Here is a 12,903-nt window from a genome sequence, read left to right as displayed (position 1 = left end):
CCGCGCCTTATGTTTCCCTCCCTCTACGGCCCCGAACTCCCGTCCGCCGGCCGCTCTCAGAACGCAACCCATTGTATCGGAAAAGCGAAGGACTACTAGGCCTGCCGGTCCCCCACCACGAAGTATTTCCGAGCCAGAACTAGAGTTTCTTCGCCCGACTCCGCCCGAACGGAGCGCACCTCCACCGCGTACTCGCCCGCCGGCAGCGCGTCCTCGGCCCGCACGGCGAACGAGACGACCCCGGAGACCCCGCTCTGGGAGACCGAGAGCCGGTCCTCACCGCCGCCTTCGGCCCTGATCCCACCCCCGAAGAACCGGGATAGCGCGGACGACCGCCCATAGCGCTCCACCGTGGCCGTCATCCGTCGCCCCGGCGGCAGTTCTTCCACCCGCAGGTACACCCGCACCACCTCGGTGCTGCCGTCGAAGCGCGACACATCCGTGCGCGGAAACGGCGCCTCACCCGTTCCGGCGGCGATATCCGCCACGCCGGGCGACAGGATCTCCTCTCCCGGGGCAAAATCCTCACCGGTGGTGGACGTGACGATGAAAAGACCGGTCGCGAGCAGTGCCGCCAATAAAAGGAACATAGTCTGTCGGGGCGCCCTCTTGCGGGGTTTCGCGGTAGTGGTGTTCGGGAGCCGGCTCACGTGCCGGTCGGGAGGTTTGGTCTGGAGCGCTTCCAGATCAGGAGCGTCGCGGCGTTGTGTAGGACGTGGGCCGCGACGGGCGCGAGCAGGCCGCCGGTCGCCCCGAAAAGGAGGCCGAAGACCACGCCCGCGAGGACGGCCCAGGCGGTCCAGAGCAGGTACCGCCGGTCGGGGCCGACGTGCGCGAGCCCGAACGCGAGCGAGGCTATGAGGAGGCCGAACTCCTGCTGCACCGCGCCCCTGAAGAAGACTTCCTCCCCGATACCGGAGAAGAGCGCGACGAGCACCAGGCCGGTGCGGTCGGCCCGGTCCACGAGGCTCGGGGCCAGTTCGTCGGCCAGCTTGCGGGTGATCGGGACCAGACGGTAGGCCAGCAGCGAGAGCGAGACGGTCCCGGCGGCGGTCGCCGCGCCGAACGCCAGGCCCGTCGCGGGGTTCGGACCGAAGACGGGCAGCTCGATGCCTCGCAGGCCGCACCAGACGGCCCCGGCGACGGTGAGCAGGCCGTAAAAGACGGCCGCGAAGGAGACGAAGCGGGGTCCCACGGCGCGGCTACCGGCCGGGCTGAAAGAGGCGTGCTGCACGAGGGACCATAAGACGGTATTGTACCGGAAGCCAAAATCGTCCGGCCGTTTCGAGACCAAGAGGAGCCCAGGGGTAGGAGATGATCGACGAGTCGATATTCAAGGCCTACGACATCAGGGGGACGTACCCCGAGCAGCTCGACGAAGACGTAGCCAGGGACATAGGCCGGGCCTTCGTCGCCCACCTCGGCCTCTCGGGTTCGAGGGTCGTCGTCGCGAGGGACATGCGGCTTTCGGGTGAAGACCTCCAGGAGGCGTTCATCGGCGGGGTGACCGAGTCGGGGGCCGACGTGCTGGACCTCGGGATGGTCTCGACGGACGCGCTGTACTTCGCCGTGGGGCACCTGGAGGAGCCCGGCGGGGCCATGATCACGGCCTCCCACAACCCCAAGAACTACAACGGCTTCAAGCTCTGTAGGGAGCAGGCCATAGCCCTCTCCGGCGAGTCGGGCATCGGCCAGATCAGGGACCTCATAACTTCGGGCAAGCTCCCCGAACCCGCCGAGTATCCCGGCTCCGTCGAGCGGACGGACATCGCCGAAGACTACGCGAAACACTGCCTGAACTTCATAGAGACGGAAGGCTTGAGGCCGCTCAAGATCGTGGTCGACGCCGGAAACGGCATGGCGGGCAAGATGCTCCCGCCCCTCTTCGAGAGGCTCCCCTTCGAGTACGTCCCCATGTACTTCGAGCTCGACGGCTCGTTCCCGAACCACCCCCCGAACCCCATCGAGCCCGAGAACGTCAAGGAACTCCAGAAGCGGGTCCGCTCCGAGAACGCGGACTTCGGCGTGGCCTTCGACGGGGACGCCGACCGCTGCTTCATAGTGAACGAGAAGGGCGAGACCATCGACGGCGACATCCTGGCCGCCCTCATCGCCAAGAACGTGCTCGAGAAGGAGCCTGGCGCGACCATCATCCACAGCGCCGTCTGCTCCAAGGCCTTCCCCGAACTCGTCAAGCGCGAGGGCGGCAGACCCGTCAGGACAAAGGCCGGACACTCGATAATCAAGCCCCAGATGCGAGAGCGGGACGCCGCCTTCGGGGGCGAGCACTCAGCCCACTTCTACTTCCGAAACAACTTTTTCGCCGACTCGGGCATCATCGCCATGCTGACGGTGGCCGAGCTCGTGGGCCGTCAGGAAGGGCCCATCTCGGACCTCATCTCCCCATAGACCCTACTTCCGCTCGGGGAGATCAACTCCGAAGTAGACGACCAGGATGCGACCCTCGAGAAGGTCGAAGACCACTTCGCCGAAAACGAAAACGCCAAAACAGACCACCTCGACGGCCTGACCGTCGACCTCGGCGACTGGTGGTTCAACCTCCGCCCCTCCAACACCGAACCCCTGCTCCGCCTGAACGTAGAGGCCTCGGACCGCGAAACCCTGGAGAAGCAGCGCGACGCCCTGCTCGGCATGATCCGGGGTTAGTCAACAGCTAGTCAGCACGCTGCGCCCTTCGGGCTCCGCTTTCAGCACGCGTCGGGCCTTACGGCCCTCGCTCTCAGCTTGTCAGCCAGAGAGCTGAGGTGCTGACCAGCTGAGGTGCTGACTAGCTGACGACTATCAGGTTGCGCACTTCGGTGACGCCTTCGACGTTGGCGGCGATCTCGCCTGCGGCTTCGCGGGCCTCCTGGGAGGGCGCGGGGCCGCGGAGTTCTGCGACGCCGTCTGTTACTTCGACGTTCACCCTCGGCATGCTCGCGGTGCGCGGGTCTTCGCCAATGCGGGTGCGGATGCGCTGCTCGACCTCTTCCTGGGCCTCGCCGACGCCCGCGACGCTCCCGCGGCGGTGCTCACCGATCAGGGGCCCGGAGGCGGGATCCGAGTACTCCCGCTCGGCACCCGTGCGGTTTGGGTCTTCGGGGCGCTGGTGGGCGGCGCTGCCACCGCCGCCGGCCGTGCCCGTGGGCGTGCCGCTGCCCCAGGTCTCTCCGCGCTGGCCCGCGGGGCTGCCCGGGTCGGGCGCGTGGCTTCCGGTGGTGCCGGTGAAAGACGAATCGCTGTCGCCCTTGGAGCGCGCGAGCAGCGCGCCTATGGCGAACCCGGCGAGCGCGAAGGTGCCGTACTTGAGGAAGCGTGACGGGGCCGGCTCCCTGGAGCTCATCGCGGCTTTTGCCAGCTTCGCCTGGCTCTTACCGGCCTTCAGCGCGGCCTTGCCGGCGAGCCTGCCGGCCCTGGGTGCTACCTTGGCGCCGGCCTTCGCGCCGAGCTTCGCGCCGGTTCTCTTTTTCGGCATAGGTCTTCCTCCATCTGGCTCCGAGTTTGTTCTTCGGGTGATACCCGATCACCCGCGCGGGAAAACAACCCCGCGCCCCCTGGACTCGCTACGCCTCCGGTCGCAACTTCGGGACCAACGTGAGCCGACGATAGCGCATCCGGCGCTCGTTGAGGGGCTTCTCGAACTCCGCCTCGCGGACGAACTCGAGGTGGCCGGTGGCCGCCGTCTCGACGAGGGCGGCGAGGTCATCTTTCTCGGAAGGAGAGAGGCCTATGGCGTCGAGGTCGCGCTTCTTCTCCCGCTCGAAGAGCCGGACGCGGCGGGCGAGGGACACGAAGACGCTGCAGGGCTCGGGGCAGGGGATCTCCCCCTCCCCCCGCTCCATCTCGAGCGGCGTATCCTCGTCGACGTCCCACAGGGTCTTCTTGAGGCAAACGGCGTCCTCGCAGCAGGCCCGCGCGGTGTCCTGGACCCCCTCGTCGGAGAGGCGCTGGACCCGCTTGTAGATCCCGCTCTGGCGGGCGGCGTTCTCCCTGTAGCTCGTCAGTTCGAGCCGGCTCTCCCGGTAGAGGTGCCAGTGAACCACGCCGGCAGGGTAAAGGTAGTTCATCGCGATCGACAGGTCCACCACCCCGTCGACCCGAAGCTCCCAGCCGCGCCTGAGGTTCGGGGAGCTCTTGAGGGGCCTGTACTCGCCGGTTTCGGTGGTCTTGGAGATCTCACGCGCCCTGCGGGGGTCTTCGTGAAGTCTCAGCCTCGAAGCCCCGGCGTCTTCGACGTGCCGGAGAGCGTAGCGTCCCGGCTCGGTGGCTTTGAGAAGCACCTGGCCGAAGACGCGGCCCGCTTCTTCCGCCTCCTCGACCCACGCGGCGAAGGCCTCGCGGGCCTCGGCGGCCTCAGACAACCTGTTGCTCCGTCTCGCGGGCGCGGGCGACTATGAGGTTCGCCATCGAGGGTGGGTGCCGACGGGGCGCCGTAGAAGACCCGTTTCCCGTCCAGGTGGGTGACCTCGCCCGTCAGGCCGAGGTCTTCGGGGATCGTCTCGCGGGTGTGCCAGCCCTCGGCTATAAAGACGGGGATCAGGATCACGTCGTCCGCGTCCGCGCTCTCGACCACGCCCCTATCTCGGGTTCCTGGTCAAGAAAGCCGACCCCGACCTCGTCGTAGAGGCCGCGCTCGCGGATGCGCTGCGCGTTCAGGTAGATAACACCACCCGAGTTCTTGTTGAGGTCCGTGCCGTGGCCGAGAAGGACGAGCGAGGTCCTACCCTCGTCTCCCTCCCCGCATCAGGTCCTCCACCCGCTCCAGGATCACGTCGGGCATCCCCTCGAAGGTGCCGAGGGGCCCGGCGTACCGCACGGTCTTGTCCCCCTTCACGGTCACCGGGCCTTCGAGCCCGAGCTCTCTTGGGATCACCTGCTGCGTGAAGTACCCCTCGGAGATAAACGCTGGCACCACGAAGACCTCGTCCGACTCGACGGTGTCGAGGACGTGGCGCATGGAGGGCTCTTCTTTCCAGAAGCACTCGACGACCTCGTCGAACTCGCCGGTCCGGCGGATGCGCTCCGCGTGCTCGTAGACCGGCAGGCTCGAGTCTTCGTTCAAGTGCGAGCCGTGCCCGACTATTATGAGCGCTCTCAAGGCCAAAGCCTCCTTTTGGTAGTTCCTTCGACCTGCGGAGATTCTACCCTTTGGGATGCATCCCCGGTGTGGGAACTGACTCACGAGAGCTGTCAGCTAAAGGCTCTACCGGCCCCTGCCCAGGCCCGTGGCGGGCCGGATGCGGTGGGTGAGGGAGTCTGGGCCGTATTCGAGGGTCACGAGAAAGGCGGCGGCTATTACGGGCGGCTCGGTGGCGGTTGGGGCCAGGCGTGTGTCGGCGCGAAGGAGGCCGTCCAGGTTGGAGAGCCCTTCGAGGCCCCGCCTGGAGTGGACGCCGCCCGCCTTGAGCACGCCTTTGGACATGCGGGATATGTCTTCCGCCTCGTTGTGCCCGGCGGCGGCCGCCACGTCCAGGTCGGGGACTTCGGAGAGGACTTCGAGGTACGCCTGGACGAGGGCCCCGCGCACGGAGTCGGCCCGCGAGAGGGCGGAGAGCAGGGCCGGACGGGCCAACTCGCGCGTTACTTCGAAGCCGCGGGCGTACTCGCGGGCGAGGGCGTCCCGGCCCGCGACGAAGCGCATCGCGTCGCGCAGGGTCGCCTCCTTGCCGGCGCCGGCCGCGTAAGCGAGGGCCCCGACTAGCGGCCCGCCGGCTCCCGCCGTCTCCAGCGCCCGGGCGAAAGGGACTATGTCGTCGTGGCCCAGACGGCCGAGAACGCGCCGGACGGGGACCCCGTCCAATGCGGCCCGCGCCAGCGGCGCCAGGTATCCCGCGGCGCGGACGTCCGCGTAGCCGGCCTGGGCCACCGCGGCCCGGGTCGCCTGTAGCACCGTCTCCCCGACCTCCAGCCCGGAGACGAGGGCGTCGCGCACGGCCACCGCCGAGAGGATCCTTGCCTCGTGGGCGACGCGTCCGTCCGAGTAGCGGGAGCCGGCGCCCGGCGTCGGAGCGCTGTAGACGAGCGTCAGGGCGCCGACGGCGGACCGGGCGACGAGGCCCGCCGGAACGCGTGGGATGCCCGGTTGCTCCATCGGATTATTTTACTGCAAAGAAGCCACGATTCTTTGCACTCGCTTTCAGCTTTCAGCCGTCAGCTTTCTGGTGAGGGCGGGTGGTCCCCGGCGCTCTCGTCGGCGGTTGGACCGGTTTCCTGGGTAGGACTACGTTGACTCTTCGAGGGGCGGCGCCTGACGCGGTAATATACGCGGCGACGTTTGCAAAGACGACCTGTCGTGGAGAGGATTCGTAGCAGAGATGACCACCGTCGAGAAGCCGTCCCTGATCCCCGAAAGCGCATTCCAGATGGGCGCGCGGGAAGGAACCCTCGGGGCGGAGGAGGAGCTCTGGCTCGCCGACCCCCGGACGCTCAAGCTCGCCGGGGGGGCGCAGGAAATCCTCGCCGCCGAGCCGGAGGACCGTTTCTCCGGGGAGCTCATCGACTGCGAGATCGAGTCGAACTCGGGCGTCCATTTGACTCCGAGAGGTGTAGCCAATGACCTGCTGGAGCGCAGGCGGGTCTTGCTCGGCCACGCGGACCGGCTCGGCAGGGTACTCGGCACGAGCGGGACGCACCCCGTCGGCGACTGGCGGGAGCAGGAGATAATCGACAAGCCCCACTACCAGCGCCTCAAGGCAAAGCTCGGGTGGTTGATCCGGCGCAACAACACCTTCTCCCTGCACGTCCACTACGCGGTCGAAGGCCGCGAGAAAGCGGTCTACCTCTTCGACAGGCTCCGCGAGTACGTCCCCCACCTGCTCGCCGTCTCGGCCAACTCGCCGTTCTGGCAGGGCGAGATCACCGACATGCACTCCAGCCGCACACTTATCTTCGCCCGCTCCATCCACCGGGCGGGGCTGCCTGAACCTATGGGTCTCTGGGACAACTACGCCAGGTACGTGGATTTCGCGCACCGCTCGGGCGCCATAGACTCCCTGTCGGAGATCTGGTGGGACGTGCGCCCGCACCCGGGCCTCGGCACCGTAGAGGTCCGCGCCTTCGACGCCCAGACGGACCCAAAACGCAACGAAGCCCTGACGACCCTGGCCGCCGCCCTCTGCGACGCCCTCTGCCGCGAATACGAGAACGGAGACCTGCGTCCGATCCGGCCGAGCCGCGAGATCGAAGAAAACAAATGGAGCGCCCAGCGCTACGGCATGAACGGCGGCCTGACCGACCACGAAACCCACGAAACGGTAGAGACCCGACGCGCCGTCGAAACCCTCTTCGACAACCTCGCCGACAAGACGGACAGAGACCTGTCCCCCCTCGGCCTCCTGTTAGACGAACCTACCGAATCCGAACGCCAGCTAGAAGTCTGGCAAGACACGGGCTCCGCTACCGAGGTCGCCCGCGACGTCGCCGAGAGGACCCGCTCCACCGCCGGATAGTCGAGGGCGTACTGGCTTCGACCTGGCCGCCAGAAGCTGAAAGCTGAAGGCCGATGGCTATTGCCTACTTCCCGAAGACCCTTCGCTTGACCTGCTTGGCGACGATGCCGCGAACTTTCGGGTTCTTGAGGGCCTTGACGGCTGCCTTGCGGACTGTCGGGCTCTTTATGAGCTTCAGGGCGATTGCCTTCTTCATGTTCTTGGTGCCTCCCTGTCGGGTCCTGGTCAGGCGGCCTCTCCGAGTTCGCGGCGGAGTTTCCTGTTCAGCAGGTCCAGGAGCGCCTTTTCCTCCTCGGTCAGGCCGCCCTGCTCCGCGGCGATGATCTCCTCGAGCCGCTCGCCGTAATAGGCTACCACGGAGCCTTCGAGGTAGTGGTCTATGACCCTGGGGCTGATGTAGGAGGCCCGCGCTATGTCCCTGGTGTTGCCCAGCCTGTGGGCCACGTCGTCCACGGCGGCCAGCACGTTCTTCTGGGCGGCCTTGTGGTTTTCGGCCTCGCCCAGCTCGGCGAGGCGGTTGGCGGCGATCAGGGTCCCGGCCCAGGTGCGGAAGTCCTTGGGCGTAAACTCGGGGCCGACCACCTCTTTGACGTAGGCGTTGAGGTCGCGGCTCTTCACGTCGCGCACATCCCCGTCTTCGTCGACGTACTTGAAGACCTCGTAGCCCGGCAGGTCCCGGCACTCCTCGACGACGCGCCTGATCCTGGCGTCCGTGACGGCCTTGCGCTGCTCTTGCCCCCACTTGCCGGTGTACTCGAAGATCACGGTGTCGCCCTCGATCTTCAGGTGCTTTCGCCTGAGCGTTGCGATACCGTAGGTCTTGTTGTTCTTCGCGTAGCGCTCATCGCCGACCCTGAAGTAAGCCGCGTTCATCATGCGCGTCATGCACGCGAGCACCTTCTCGCGATCCAGCGTCTTGTGCCGCAGATGGTTGCTCGTGACGCGCCGCATCTCGGGAAGCCTGCCCGCGAACTCGAGGATGCGCCCGAACTTCTCCCGCTCCTTGCGCTCCCTGTACTTGTCGTGATACCTGTACTGCACCCGTCCGGCAGAATCGTATCCGACGGCCTGCACCTTGGCCGAAGGGCTCCTCGCTATCCGCGCCTCCTCCCAGGCGGGCGGCACCTTCAGTTCTTCTATCCGCGCCAGGACCCGCTCCTCGCGCACCACTTCATCCGTCCCCGGATAGCGGTAGAAGAAGCCGTCCTCCTTCGACCCGAGCCGCCGAATCCCCGTCTCGAACAAAACGTGCCTAGCCATGCCGGCGATTATCCGCAGAAGACGCCCGGCACAAAGCGATCGCATTCACCGCGGACAAGATCAAGCGCAGACCCGAAACCTGATGCCTGTAGCCTGAAACCTCTGCTAAGTGGTCCTATCTATCTCCGCGTGATATCGGCTGCCCAGCCGTCCGCCGAGGAAGCCGCCGAGCAGGGCGAGCAGCAGGGCGGCCGCGACCACGACAATACCAACCACGCCGGAGCGCGAGAGGTCCCCGACCGCGGAAGAGGCGCTGTCCACGAAGCCGCCTATGGCGTCGGCGGCGCCGGAGGGAAGAAAGCCGCTAAAGACCCCGGCCGCCAGGGCGAGCAGGATCACGGTCAGGAAGGTCCACACGAGGAGCATCGCGCCGTTGCGTCCGCCGTCGAAGCGCGCCAGCCGCCCGGATACGTAGCCCCCGAAGAAGTAGGTCAGGAAGATCAGGACGCCCAGCAACACGAGCCCGGTTATGACGGCGGCCCCGAGCGTGCCGGAGAGGTCTGGCGAGAAGCCCAACGGGCCGAGCACGACCCCCGCGACGAGAGAGAGGATGGCCCCGACCACCACGGCGAAGACGAAACCGAGAAAGCTGGCCAGCCAGTCTACGCCGCCGTACATGTCGCGCAGCCGGTCCTCCCGGTCTTCCGCGGCCTCGAAGTACCCCCGCGGGTACGGCGTCGCGTCCGCGGTGGTGTCCGGGTAGCCTGGCGTGCGGATGACGCGCGTGTCCTTGTCCCCGTTGCCCTCGGGAGAGCCCTGCGGGACCTGTCGCGTCTCGGCCGCGTCGTCGGTCTGGCCCGGCTGCTCCCTGCGTCCGGCTTCGGGGCGGTTCTCCCCGATCGGGACCCTGCGGGTCTCCTCCGCGTCCGCGTCGTCCCCGAGCGGACCCGTCCTGCGACGTTCCTCCGGACGATCTTCCGGTCTCTGCGTCATCTTTCCCCCTTCATACCTCTATGAGATCCTCACTCCCAACGGGCCGCGCCACACCGGGAGAATTCTACCCCGACCGCCCCCGCGTCGCGCAGACGGGGCTTCGGACCCCTTCTGAGTCGCCGTTTTATACGCTCGGCCAGGGATTTCGCCCGTAGCGTGCTCCTGACTTGTACGCCGGGCCATATTCAACCGGCGCGGGCGGTTCATATCATGGGCCTCACGGCCGGGAGCGCTCCGCCCCCGGGGCACAGTATAGAGCTAGAGGCAAGAGGAGGTAAGCGTGGCGGAGATGACCAAGCAAGACGTGATACAGCAGGCCAAAGAGGCGAATGTCCAGTTCATCCGGTTGTGGTTCACGGACGTGTTGGGGACGCTCAAGAGCTTCGCGATCACGGCCGACGAGCTAGAGGACGCCATGGACGGCGGGATGGGCTTCGACGGGTCTTCGATCACGGGCTACCAGGACATCGAGGAGTCGGACATGATCGCCATGCCCGATCCCTCGACGTTCAAGGTGATCCCCTGGAGCCCCCAGGAGGAGCCGACGGCCCGCATGATCTGCGACGTCAGGACCCCGGACGGCGACCCCTACGTCGGCGACCCGCGCCATATCCTGCGCCGCGCGCTGGAGCGGGCGAACGAGATGGGCTTCGACAACTTCTACTGCGGCCCCGAACTCGAGTTCTTCTACTTCAAGGACTCTAAGGGCACCGAGCCCCTCGACTACGGCGGCTACTTCGACCTGACCACACTCGACGCGGCGACGGCCCTGAGGCGCGAGACGGTCCAGGCGCTGCAGCAGCTCGGCATCAAAGTCGAGTACTCGCACCACGAGGTCGGCATCTCGCAGCACGAGATCGACCTCCGGTTCGACGACGCGATGACGATGGCCGACAAGGTGATGACCTACAAGACGGTCGTCAAGGAGGTCGCAACCCGCCACGGCGTCTACGCGACCTTCATGCCCAAGCCGCTGATCGACCAGAACGGCTCGGGGATGCACACCCACCAGAGCCTCTTCGCCAACGGCAAGAACTCGTTCTTCGACGCGGACGCCGAGTACTACCTCTCCGACGAGGCCAAGGCGTTTATAGCGGGCCAGCTCCGCCACGCGCGGGAGCTCTCGATAATCTTCGCCCAGCACGTCAACTCCTACAAGCGTCTGGTCCCCGGCTACGAGGCCCCGGTCTACATCGCCTGGAGCCGCCGCAACCGTTCGGCGCTCGTCCGCGTCCCGCTCTACCACCCGGGCGAGGAGAAGGCGACCCGCATGGAGCTCCGCTGCCCGGACCCCGCGGCCAACATCTACCTCTGCTTCGCCGCCCTCCTTCATGCCGGTCTCGAAGGCATCGAGAAGGGCTACGAGTTGCCTGAGCCGATGGAGCGCAACCTCTACAACCTCTCCGCCGAAGAGCGGCAGAAGATGGGCATCGAGTCACTCCCCGCCGACCTCGGCGAGGCGATCAAGGAGGCCGAGAACTCCGAGCTTCTCCACAAGGCGCTCGGCGAACACACTTACAGCCGTCTGCTGCAGCTCAAGCGGGAGGAGTTCGAGGACTACCGCATCCAGGTTACGCCGTACGAGATCGAGAAGTTCTTGCCGGTTTTGTAGGCTTCAGGCTACAGGTTTCATGCTTCAGAGTAGGGCGTGGCGAAAACCGCGCCCTTTCTCGTGCAGACGATTCGTGCGGTGCCGCGAGCTCGGATCGTGGTGTTCCCGAAATGCTTAACACCCCTGTTGCTTGTGTGTAACCGGTTCCGTCTAAGGTGCGGCTTGTGGAGTTTTGCAGGGAAGAAACGGAGCGCAAGTGAGGCGGCTGTACGGCTGCCTGCTCGCGCTCACCTGCGCCGTGGTCGTTCTCGGCGTCGGAAGCCTTTTGCCACGCCTGGCTTTCGCAGATCAAGGAGTCGGGTCCTACTCCGGCGAGAAGGAGGCCTTCGCCAAGTCTGCCCTCGTCTACGACCTTACCCTCAGGGAGTGGCCGTTCCCGGTAGACCCGACCGTGGCGCGTCGGGTAACGGGGGTGAGCGGGACGCACGATGCGGATAGCCAGTGCACCTCCGATGGGGTGCCAAGGGGGAGCCCCTACTATACAGGCTACTTCGCCGGGGACTACAGGGCTGAGGTGGTTCATTACGGGCCGTTTTTCGTGCCGACCGGGAAGAATGTCTTCAACTGCGATGGGGCCTCGACGTATTCCTTCTTTCTGCCCAGAGATGTCGACGGCGTACTCTTTAGCGTGCTCGGGCCCGCGGTATTTATCGGCGCATTCGGACTGGCGATCGGCACGGTGTTCGTATCAGTGTTCTTGACGATTGGTGGTGGCATCCTGCTCGTGAGGGGTTCGGAGAGGAAGCACAGGTTAGTTGGGCTCGCCGCCGGGTTGACGGGGCTAGCAATGACCGGGACAACATTCTTCGCGGTAGCCACGACGGCCATCTGACATCAGGCGTCCGGGTCCTGCCTCATCAAGCCGAGCACTTCGGGAAGAAGCGTTTTCGTGGTGCTGATGCCCTCATCTGCGTAGATGTCGCCCTCGTTGCCCGACCAGTCGCCGAAATAGCCGCCGGCTTCGCGCAGGATCGGGGGGAATGCTCCGGCGTCCCAAGGGTTCATGGCGGGGTCGAGCATGAGGTCGGCCCGCCCGGTGGCGACGAGCGCGTGGCCGTAAGCGTCCGACCAGCCCCTCGCTTCGCCGGCGGCCGACAGAACTCTCTGCCACTCCTCTGCCCGTCCGTACTTCTCGAAACCCCTGGCGTCGGTAAAGCAGGCTATGCCACCGCGGAGCGTCTGCGTGGCCGAGACGCGGGTGCGGCGGCCGTTCGAGAAGCAGCCCTCGCCGGTGGCGGCGCATACCATCTCGTCCAGGGCCGGGAAGTAGGCCGCGCCGACCTCGCAGACGCCCTCTATCTCCAGACCGATCAGGACGGCGTACAGCGGTACGCCCCGCACGAACGCCCTGGTGCCGTCTATGGGATCGACGATCCAGCGGTGGTCCCCCCCATCTTCCTCGCCGTACTCTTCTCCCAGGATGGCGTGTCCGGGATAGCGGGCCGAGATCCTGGCGCGTATGAGCCTCTCGGCCTCCCTGTCGGCCACCGTGACGGGCGTCTCGTCGTCCTTGAACTCCGGCCTCGCGGCCTCGGTCCCGTAGTAGCCGAGCGTTAGGCGGCCCGCCTCGTAGGCGGTCTGCACGGCGAGACTCAGGTAAGGCCGCAAGTCCATGGCGTCACGATAGCATCCAACCAGCCCCGCCACCCG

At 66.4% G+C, this 12,903-nt stretch carries 15 protein-coding genes and 1 pseudogene; 6 read left to right on the top strand and 10 right to left on the bottom strand.

The annotated features are described in order from the left end of the window. Nucleotides 1-95 precede the first annotated feature (95 nt). A complete protein-coding gene (locus tag GBA63_RS08670; protein WP_166175271.1) occupies nucleotides 96-578 on the bottom strand; it encodes a hypothetical protein in 483 nt (160 codons plus the stop codon). A 68-nt stretch (nucleotides 579-646) separates the two neighbouring features. Continuing rightward, on the bottom strand, nucleotides 647-1,195 hold the full coding sequence (locus tag GBA63_RS08665) for a CPBP family intramembrane glutamic endopeptidase (RefSeq protein WP_166175269.1): 549 nt from the start codon (nucleotides 1,193-1,195) through the stop codon (nucleotides 647-649). 119 nt (nucleotides 1,196-1,314) lie between these two features. Between GBA63_RS08665 and GBA63_RS08660 the strand changes: the two genes are divergently transcribed. Continuing rightward, nucleotides 1,315-2,409, top strand: coding sequence for a phosphomannomutase/phosphoglucomutase (locus GBA63_RS08660; RefSeq protein WP_207957152.1), 1,095 nt, complete (start codon nucleotides 1,315-1,317; stop codon nucleotides 2,407-2,409). Between the two features lie 21 nt (nucleotides 2,410-2,430). Further along, on the top strand, nucleotides 2,431-2,667 hold the full coding sequence (locus GBA63_RS24305) for a hypothetical protein (RefSeq protein ID WP_207957223.1): 237 nt from the start codon (nucleotides 2,431-2,433) through the stop codon (nucleotides 2,665-2,667). Nucleotides 2,668-2,788: 121 nt separating this feature from the next. On the opposite strand, the gene GBA63_RS08655 is transcribed toward GBA63_RS24305, so the two are convergent. Beyond that, nucleotides 2,789-3,475, bottom strand: coding sequence for a BON domain-containing protein (locus GBA63_RS08655; protein ID WP_166175267.1), 687 nt, complete (start codon nucleotides 3,473-3,475; stop codon nucleotides 2,789-2,791). A gap of 88 nt (nucleotides 3,476-3,563) precedes the next feature. Next, complete coding sequence (locus GBA63_RS08650; protein WP_166175265.1) at nucleotides 3,564-4,361, bottom strand: DR2241 family protein; 798 nt, start codon at nucleotides 4,359-4,361, stop codon at nucleotides 3,564-3,566. 32 nt (nucleotides 4,362-4,393) lie between these two features. Here GBA63_RS08650 and GBA63_RS08645 point away from each other — a divergent pair, with 32 nt between their 5' ends. After that, entirely contained in the window at nucleotides 4,394-4,624 is a 231-nt protein-coding gene (locus GBA63_RS08645; RefSeq protein WP_166172261.1) for a hypothetical protein, read from the top strand. Nucleotides 4,625-4,756: 132 nt separating this feature from the next. Here the strand turns inward: GBA63_RS08645 and GBA63_RS08640 are convergent. Beyond that, nucleotides 4,757-5,098 (bottom strand): annotated as a pseudogene (locus tag GBA63_RS08640) (CbiX/SirB N-terminal domain-containing protein); the annotation flags it as partial. A 105-nt stretch (nucleotides 5,099-5,203) separates the two neighbouring features. Next, the gene (locus tag GBA63_RS08635) at nucleotides 5,204-6,091 is read right to left on the bottom strand and encodes a triphosphoribosyl-dephospho-CoA synthase (protein WP_166175261.1); all 888 of its coding nucleotides are present in this window, start codon (nucleotides 6,089-6,091) and stop codon (nucleotides 5,204-5,206) included. A gap of 223 nt (nucleotides 6,092-6,314) precedes the next feature. On the opposite strand from GBA63_RS08635, the gene GBA63_RS08630 reads away from it, so the two are divergent. Next, complete coding sequence (locus GBA63_RS08630) at nucleotides 6,315-7,448, top strand: carboxylate-amine ligase (protein ID WP_166175259.1); 1,134 nt, start codon at nucleotides 6,315-6,317, stop codon at nucleotides 7,446-7,448. 64 nt (nucleotides 7,449-7,512) lie between these two features. On the opposite strand, the gene GBA63_RS23945 is transcribed toward GBA63_RS08630, so the two are convergent. From GBA63_RS23945 to GBA63_RS08620, 3 genes are all read right to left on the bottom strand, one after another. After that, nucleotides 7,513-7,644 carry a hypothetical protein gene (locus tag GBA63_RS23945; RefSeq protein ID WP_266096298.1) on the bottom strand — a complete coding sequence of 44 codons (132 nt, stop codon included), beginning with the start codon at nucleotides 7,642-7,644 and terminating at the stop codon, nucleotides 7,513-7,515. Between the two features lie 29 nt (nucleotides 7,645-7,673). Beyond that, nucleotides 7,674-8,708, bottom strand: coding sequence for a DNA topoisomerase IB (locus tag GBA63_RS08625; RefSeq protein ID WP_166175257.1), 1,035 nt, complete (start codon nucleotides 8,706-8,708; stop codon nucleotides 7,674-7,676). Between the two features lie 105 nt (nucleotides 8,709-8,813). After that, the gene (locus GBA63_RS08620; protein ID WP_166175255.1) at nucleotides 8,814-9,641 is read right to left on the bottom strand and encodes a tetraspanin family protein; all 828 of its coding nucleotides are present in this window, start codon (nucleotides 9,639-9,641) and stop codon (nucleotides 8,814-8,816) included. A 289-nt stretch (nucleotides 9,642-9,930) separates the two neighbouring features. On the opposite strand from GBA63_RS08620, the gene GBA63_RS08615 reads away from it, so the two are divergent. Both GBA63_RS08615 and GBA63_RS08610 read left to right on the top strand, forming a co-directional pair. Further along, nucleotides 9,931-11,253 (top strand): glutamine synthetase family protein, encoded by a 1,323-nt coding sequence (locus GBA63_RS08615; RefSeq protein ID WP_166179985.1) that lies wholly within the window; start codon nucleotides 9,931-9,933, stop codon nucleotides 11,251-11,253. A gap of 196 nt (nucleotides 11,254-11,449) precedes the next feature. Further along, on the top strand, nucleotides 11,450-12,085 hold the full coding sequence (locus tag GBA63_RS08610) for a hypothetical protein (protein WP_166175253.1): 636 nt from the start codon (nucleotides 11,450-11,452) through the stop codon (nucleotides 12,083-12,085). A gap of 2 nt (nucleotides 12,086-12,087) precedes the next feature. Here the strand turns inward: GBA63_RS08610 and GBA63_RS08605 are convergent, their stop codons facing one another. Further along, nucleotides 12,088-12,867, bottom strand: a complete 780-nt coding sequence (locus GBA63_RS08605) for an inositol monophosphatase family protein (RefSeq protein WP_166175251.1) — start codon at nucleotides 12,865-12,867, stop codon at nucleotides 12,088-12,090. Nucleotides 12,868-12,903: the final 36 nt, after the last annotated feature.

It is taken from the genome of Rubrobacter tropicus, assembly GCF_011492945.1.
GTDB classification, from domain to species: domain Bacteria; phylum Actinomycetota; class Rubrobacteria; order Rubrobacterales; family Rubrobacteraceae; genus Rubrobacter_D; species Rubrobacter_D tropicus.
The sequence above is the reverse complement of the archived record's forward strand: the minus strand, read 5'-3'. Positions and strand labels throughout refer to the sequence as shown.

Excerpts from the sequence above, each read along its gene's own strand:
- GBA63_RS08660 (WP_207957152.1), top strand. The coding sequence starts at position 1,315 with ATGATCGACGAGTCGATATTCAAGGCCTACGACATCAGGGGGACGTAC.
- GBA63_RS08655 (WP_166175267.1), bottom strand. The coding sequence starts at position 3,475 with ATGCCGAAAAAGAGAACCGGCGCGAAGCTCGGCGCGAAGGCCGGCGCC.
- GBA63_RS08645 (WP_166172261.1), top strand. The coding sequence starts at position 4,394 with ATGAGGTTCGCCATCGAGGGTGGGTGCCGACGGGGCGCCGTAGAAGAC.
- GBA63_RS08635 (WP_166175261.1), bottom strand. The coding sequence starts at position 6,091 with ATGGAGCAACCGGGCATCCCACGCGTTCCGGCGGGCCTCGTCGCCCGG.
- GBA63_RS08630 (WP_166175259.1), top strand. The coding sequence starts at position 6,315 with ATGACCACCGTCGAGAAGCCGTCCCTGATCCCCGAAAGCGCATTCCAG.
- GBA63_RS23945 (WP_266096298.1), bottom strand. The coding sequence starts at position 7,644 with ATGAAGAAGGCAATCGCCCTGAAGCTCATAAAGAGCCCGACAGTCCGC.
- GBA63_RS08625 (WP_166175257.1), bottom strand. The coding sequence starts at position 8,708 with ATGGCTAGGCACGTTTTGTTCGAGACGGGGATTCGGCGGCTCGGGTCG.
- GBA63_RS08620 (WP_166175255.1), bottom strand. The coding sequence starts at position 9,641 with ATGACGCAGAGACCGGAAGATCGTCCGGAGGAACGTCGCAGGACGGGT.
- GBA63_RS08615 (WP_166179985.1), top strand. The coding sequence starts at position 9,931 with ATGACCAAGCAAGACGTGATACAGCAGGCCAAAGAGGCGAATGTCCAG.
- GBA63_RS08605 (WP_166175251.1), bottom strand. The coding sequence starts at position 12,867 with ATGGACTTGCGGCCTTACCTGAGTCTCGCCGTGCAGACCGCCTACGAG.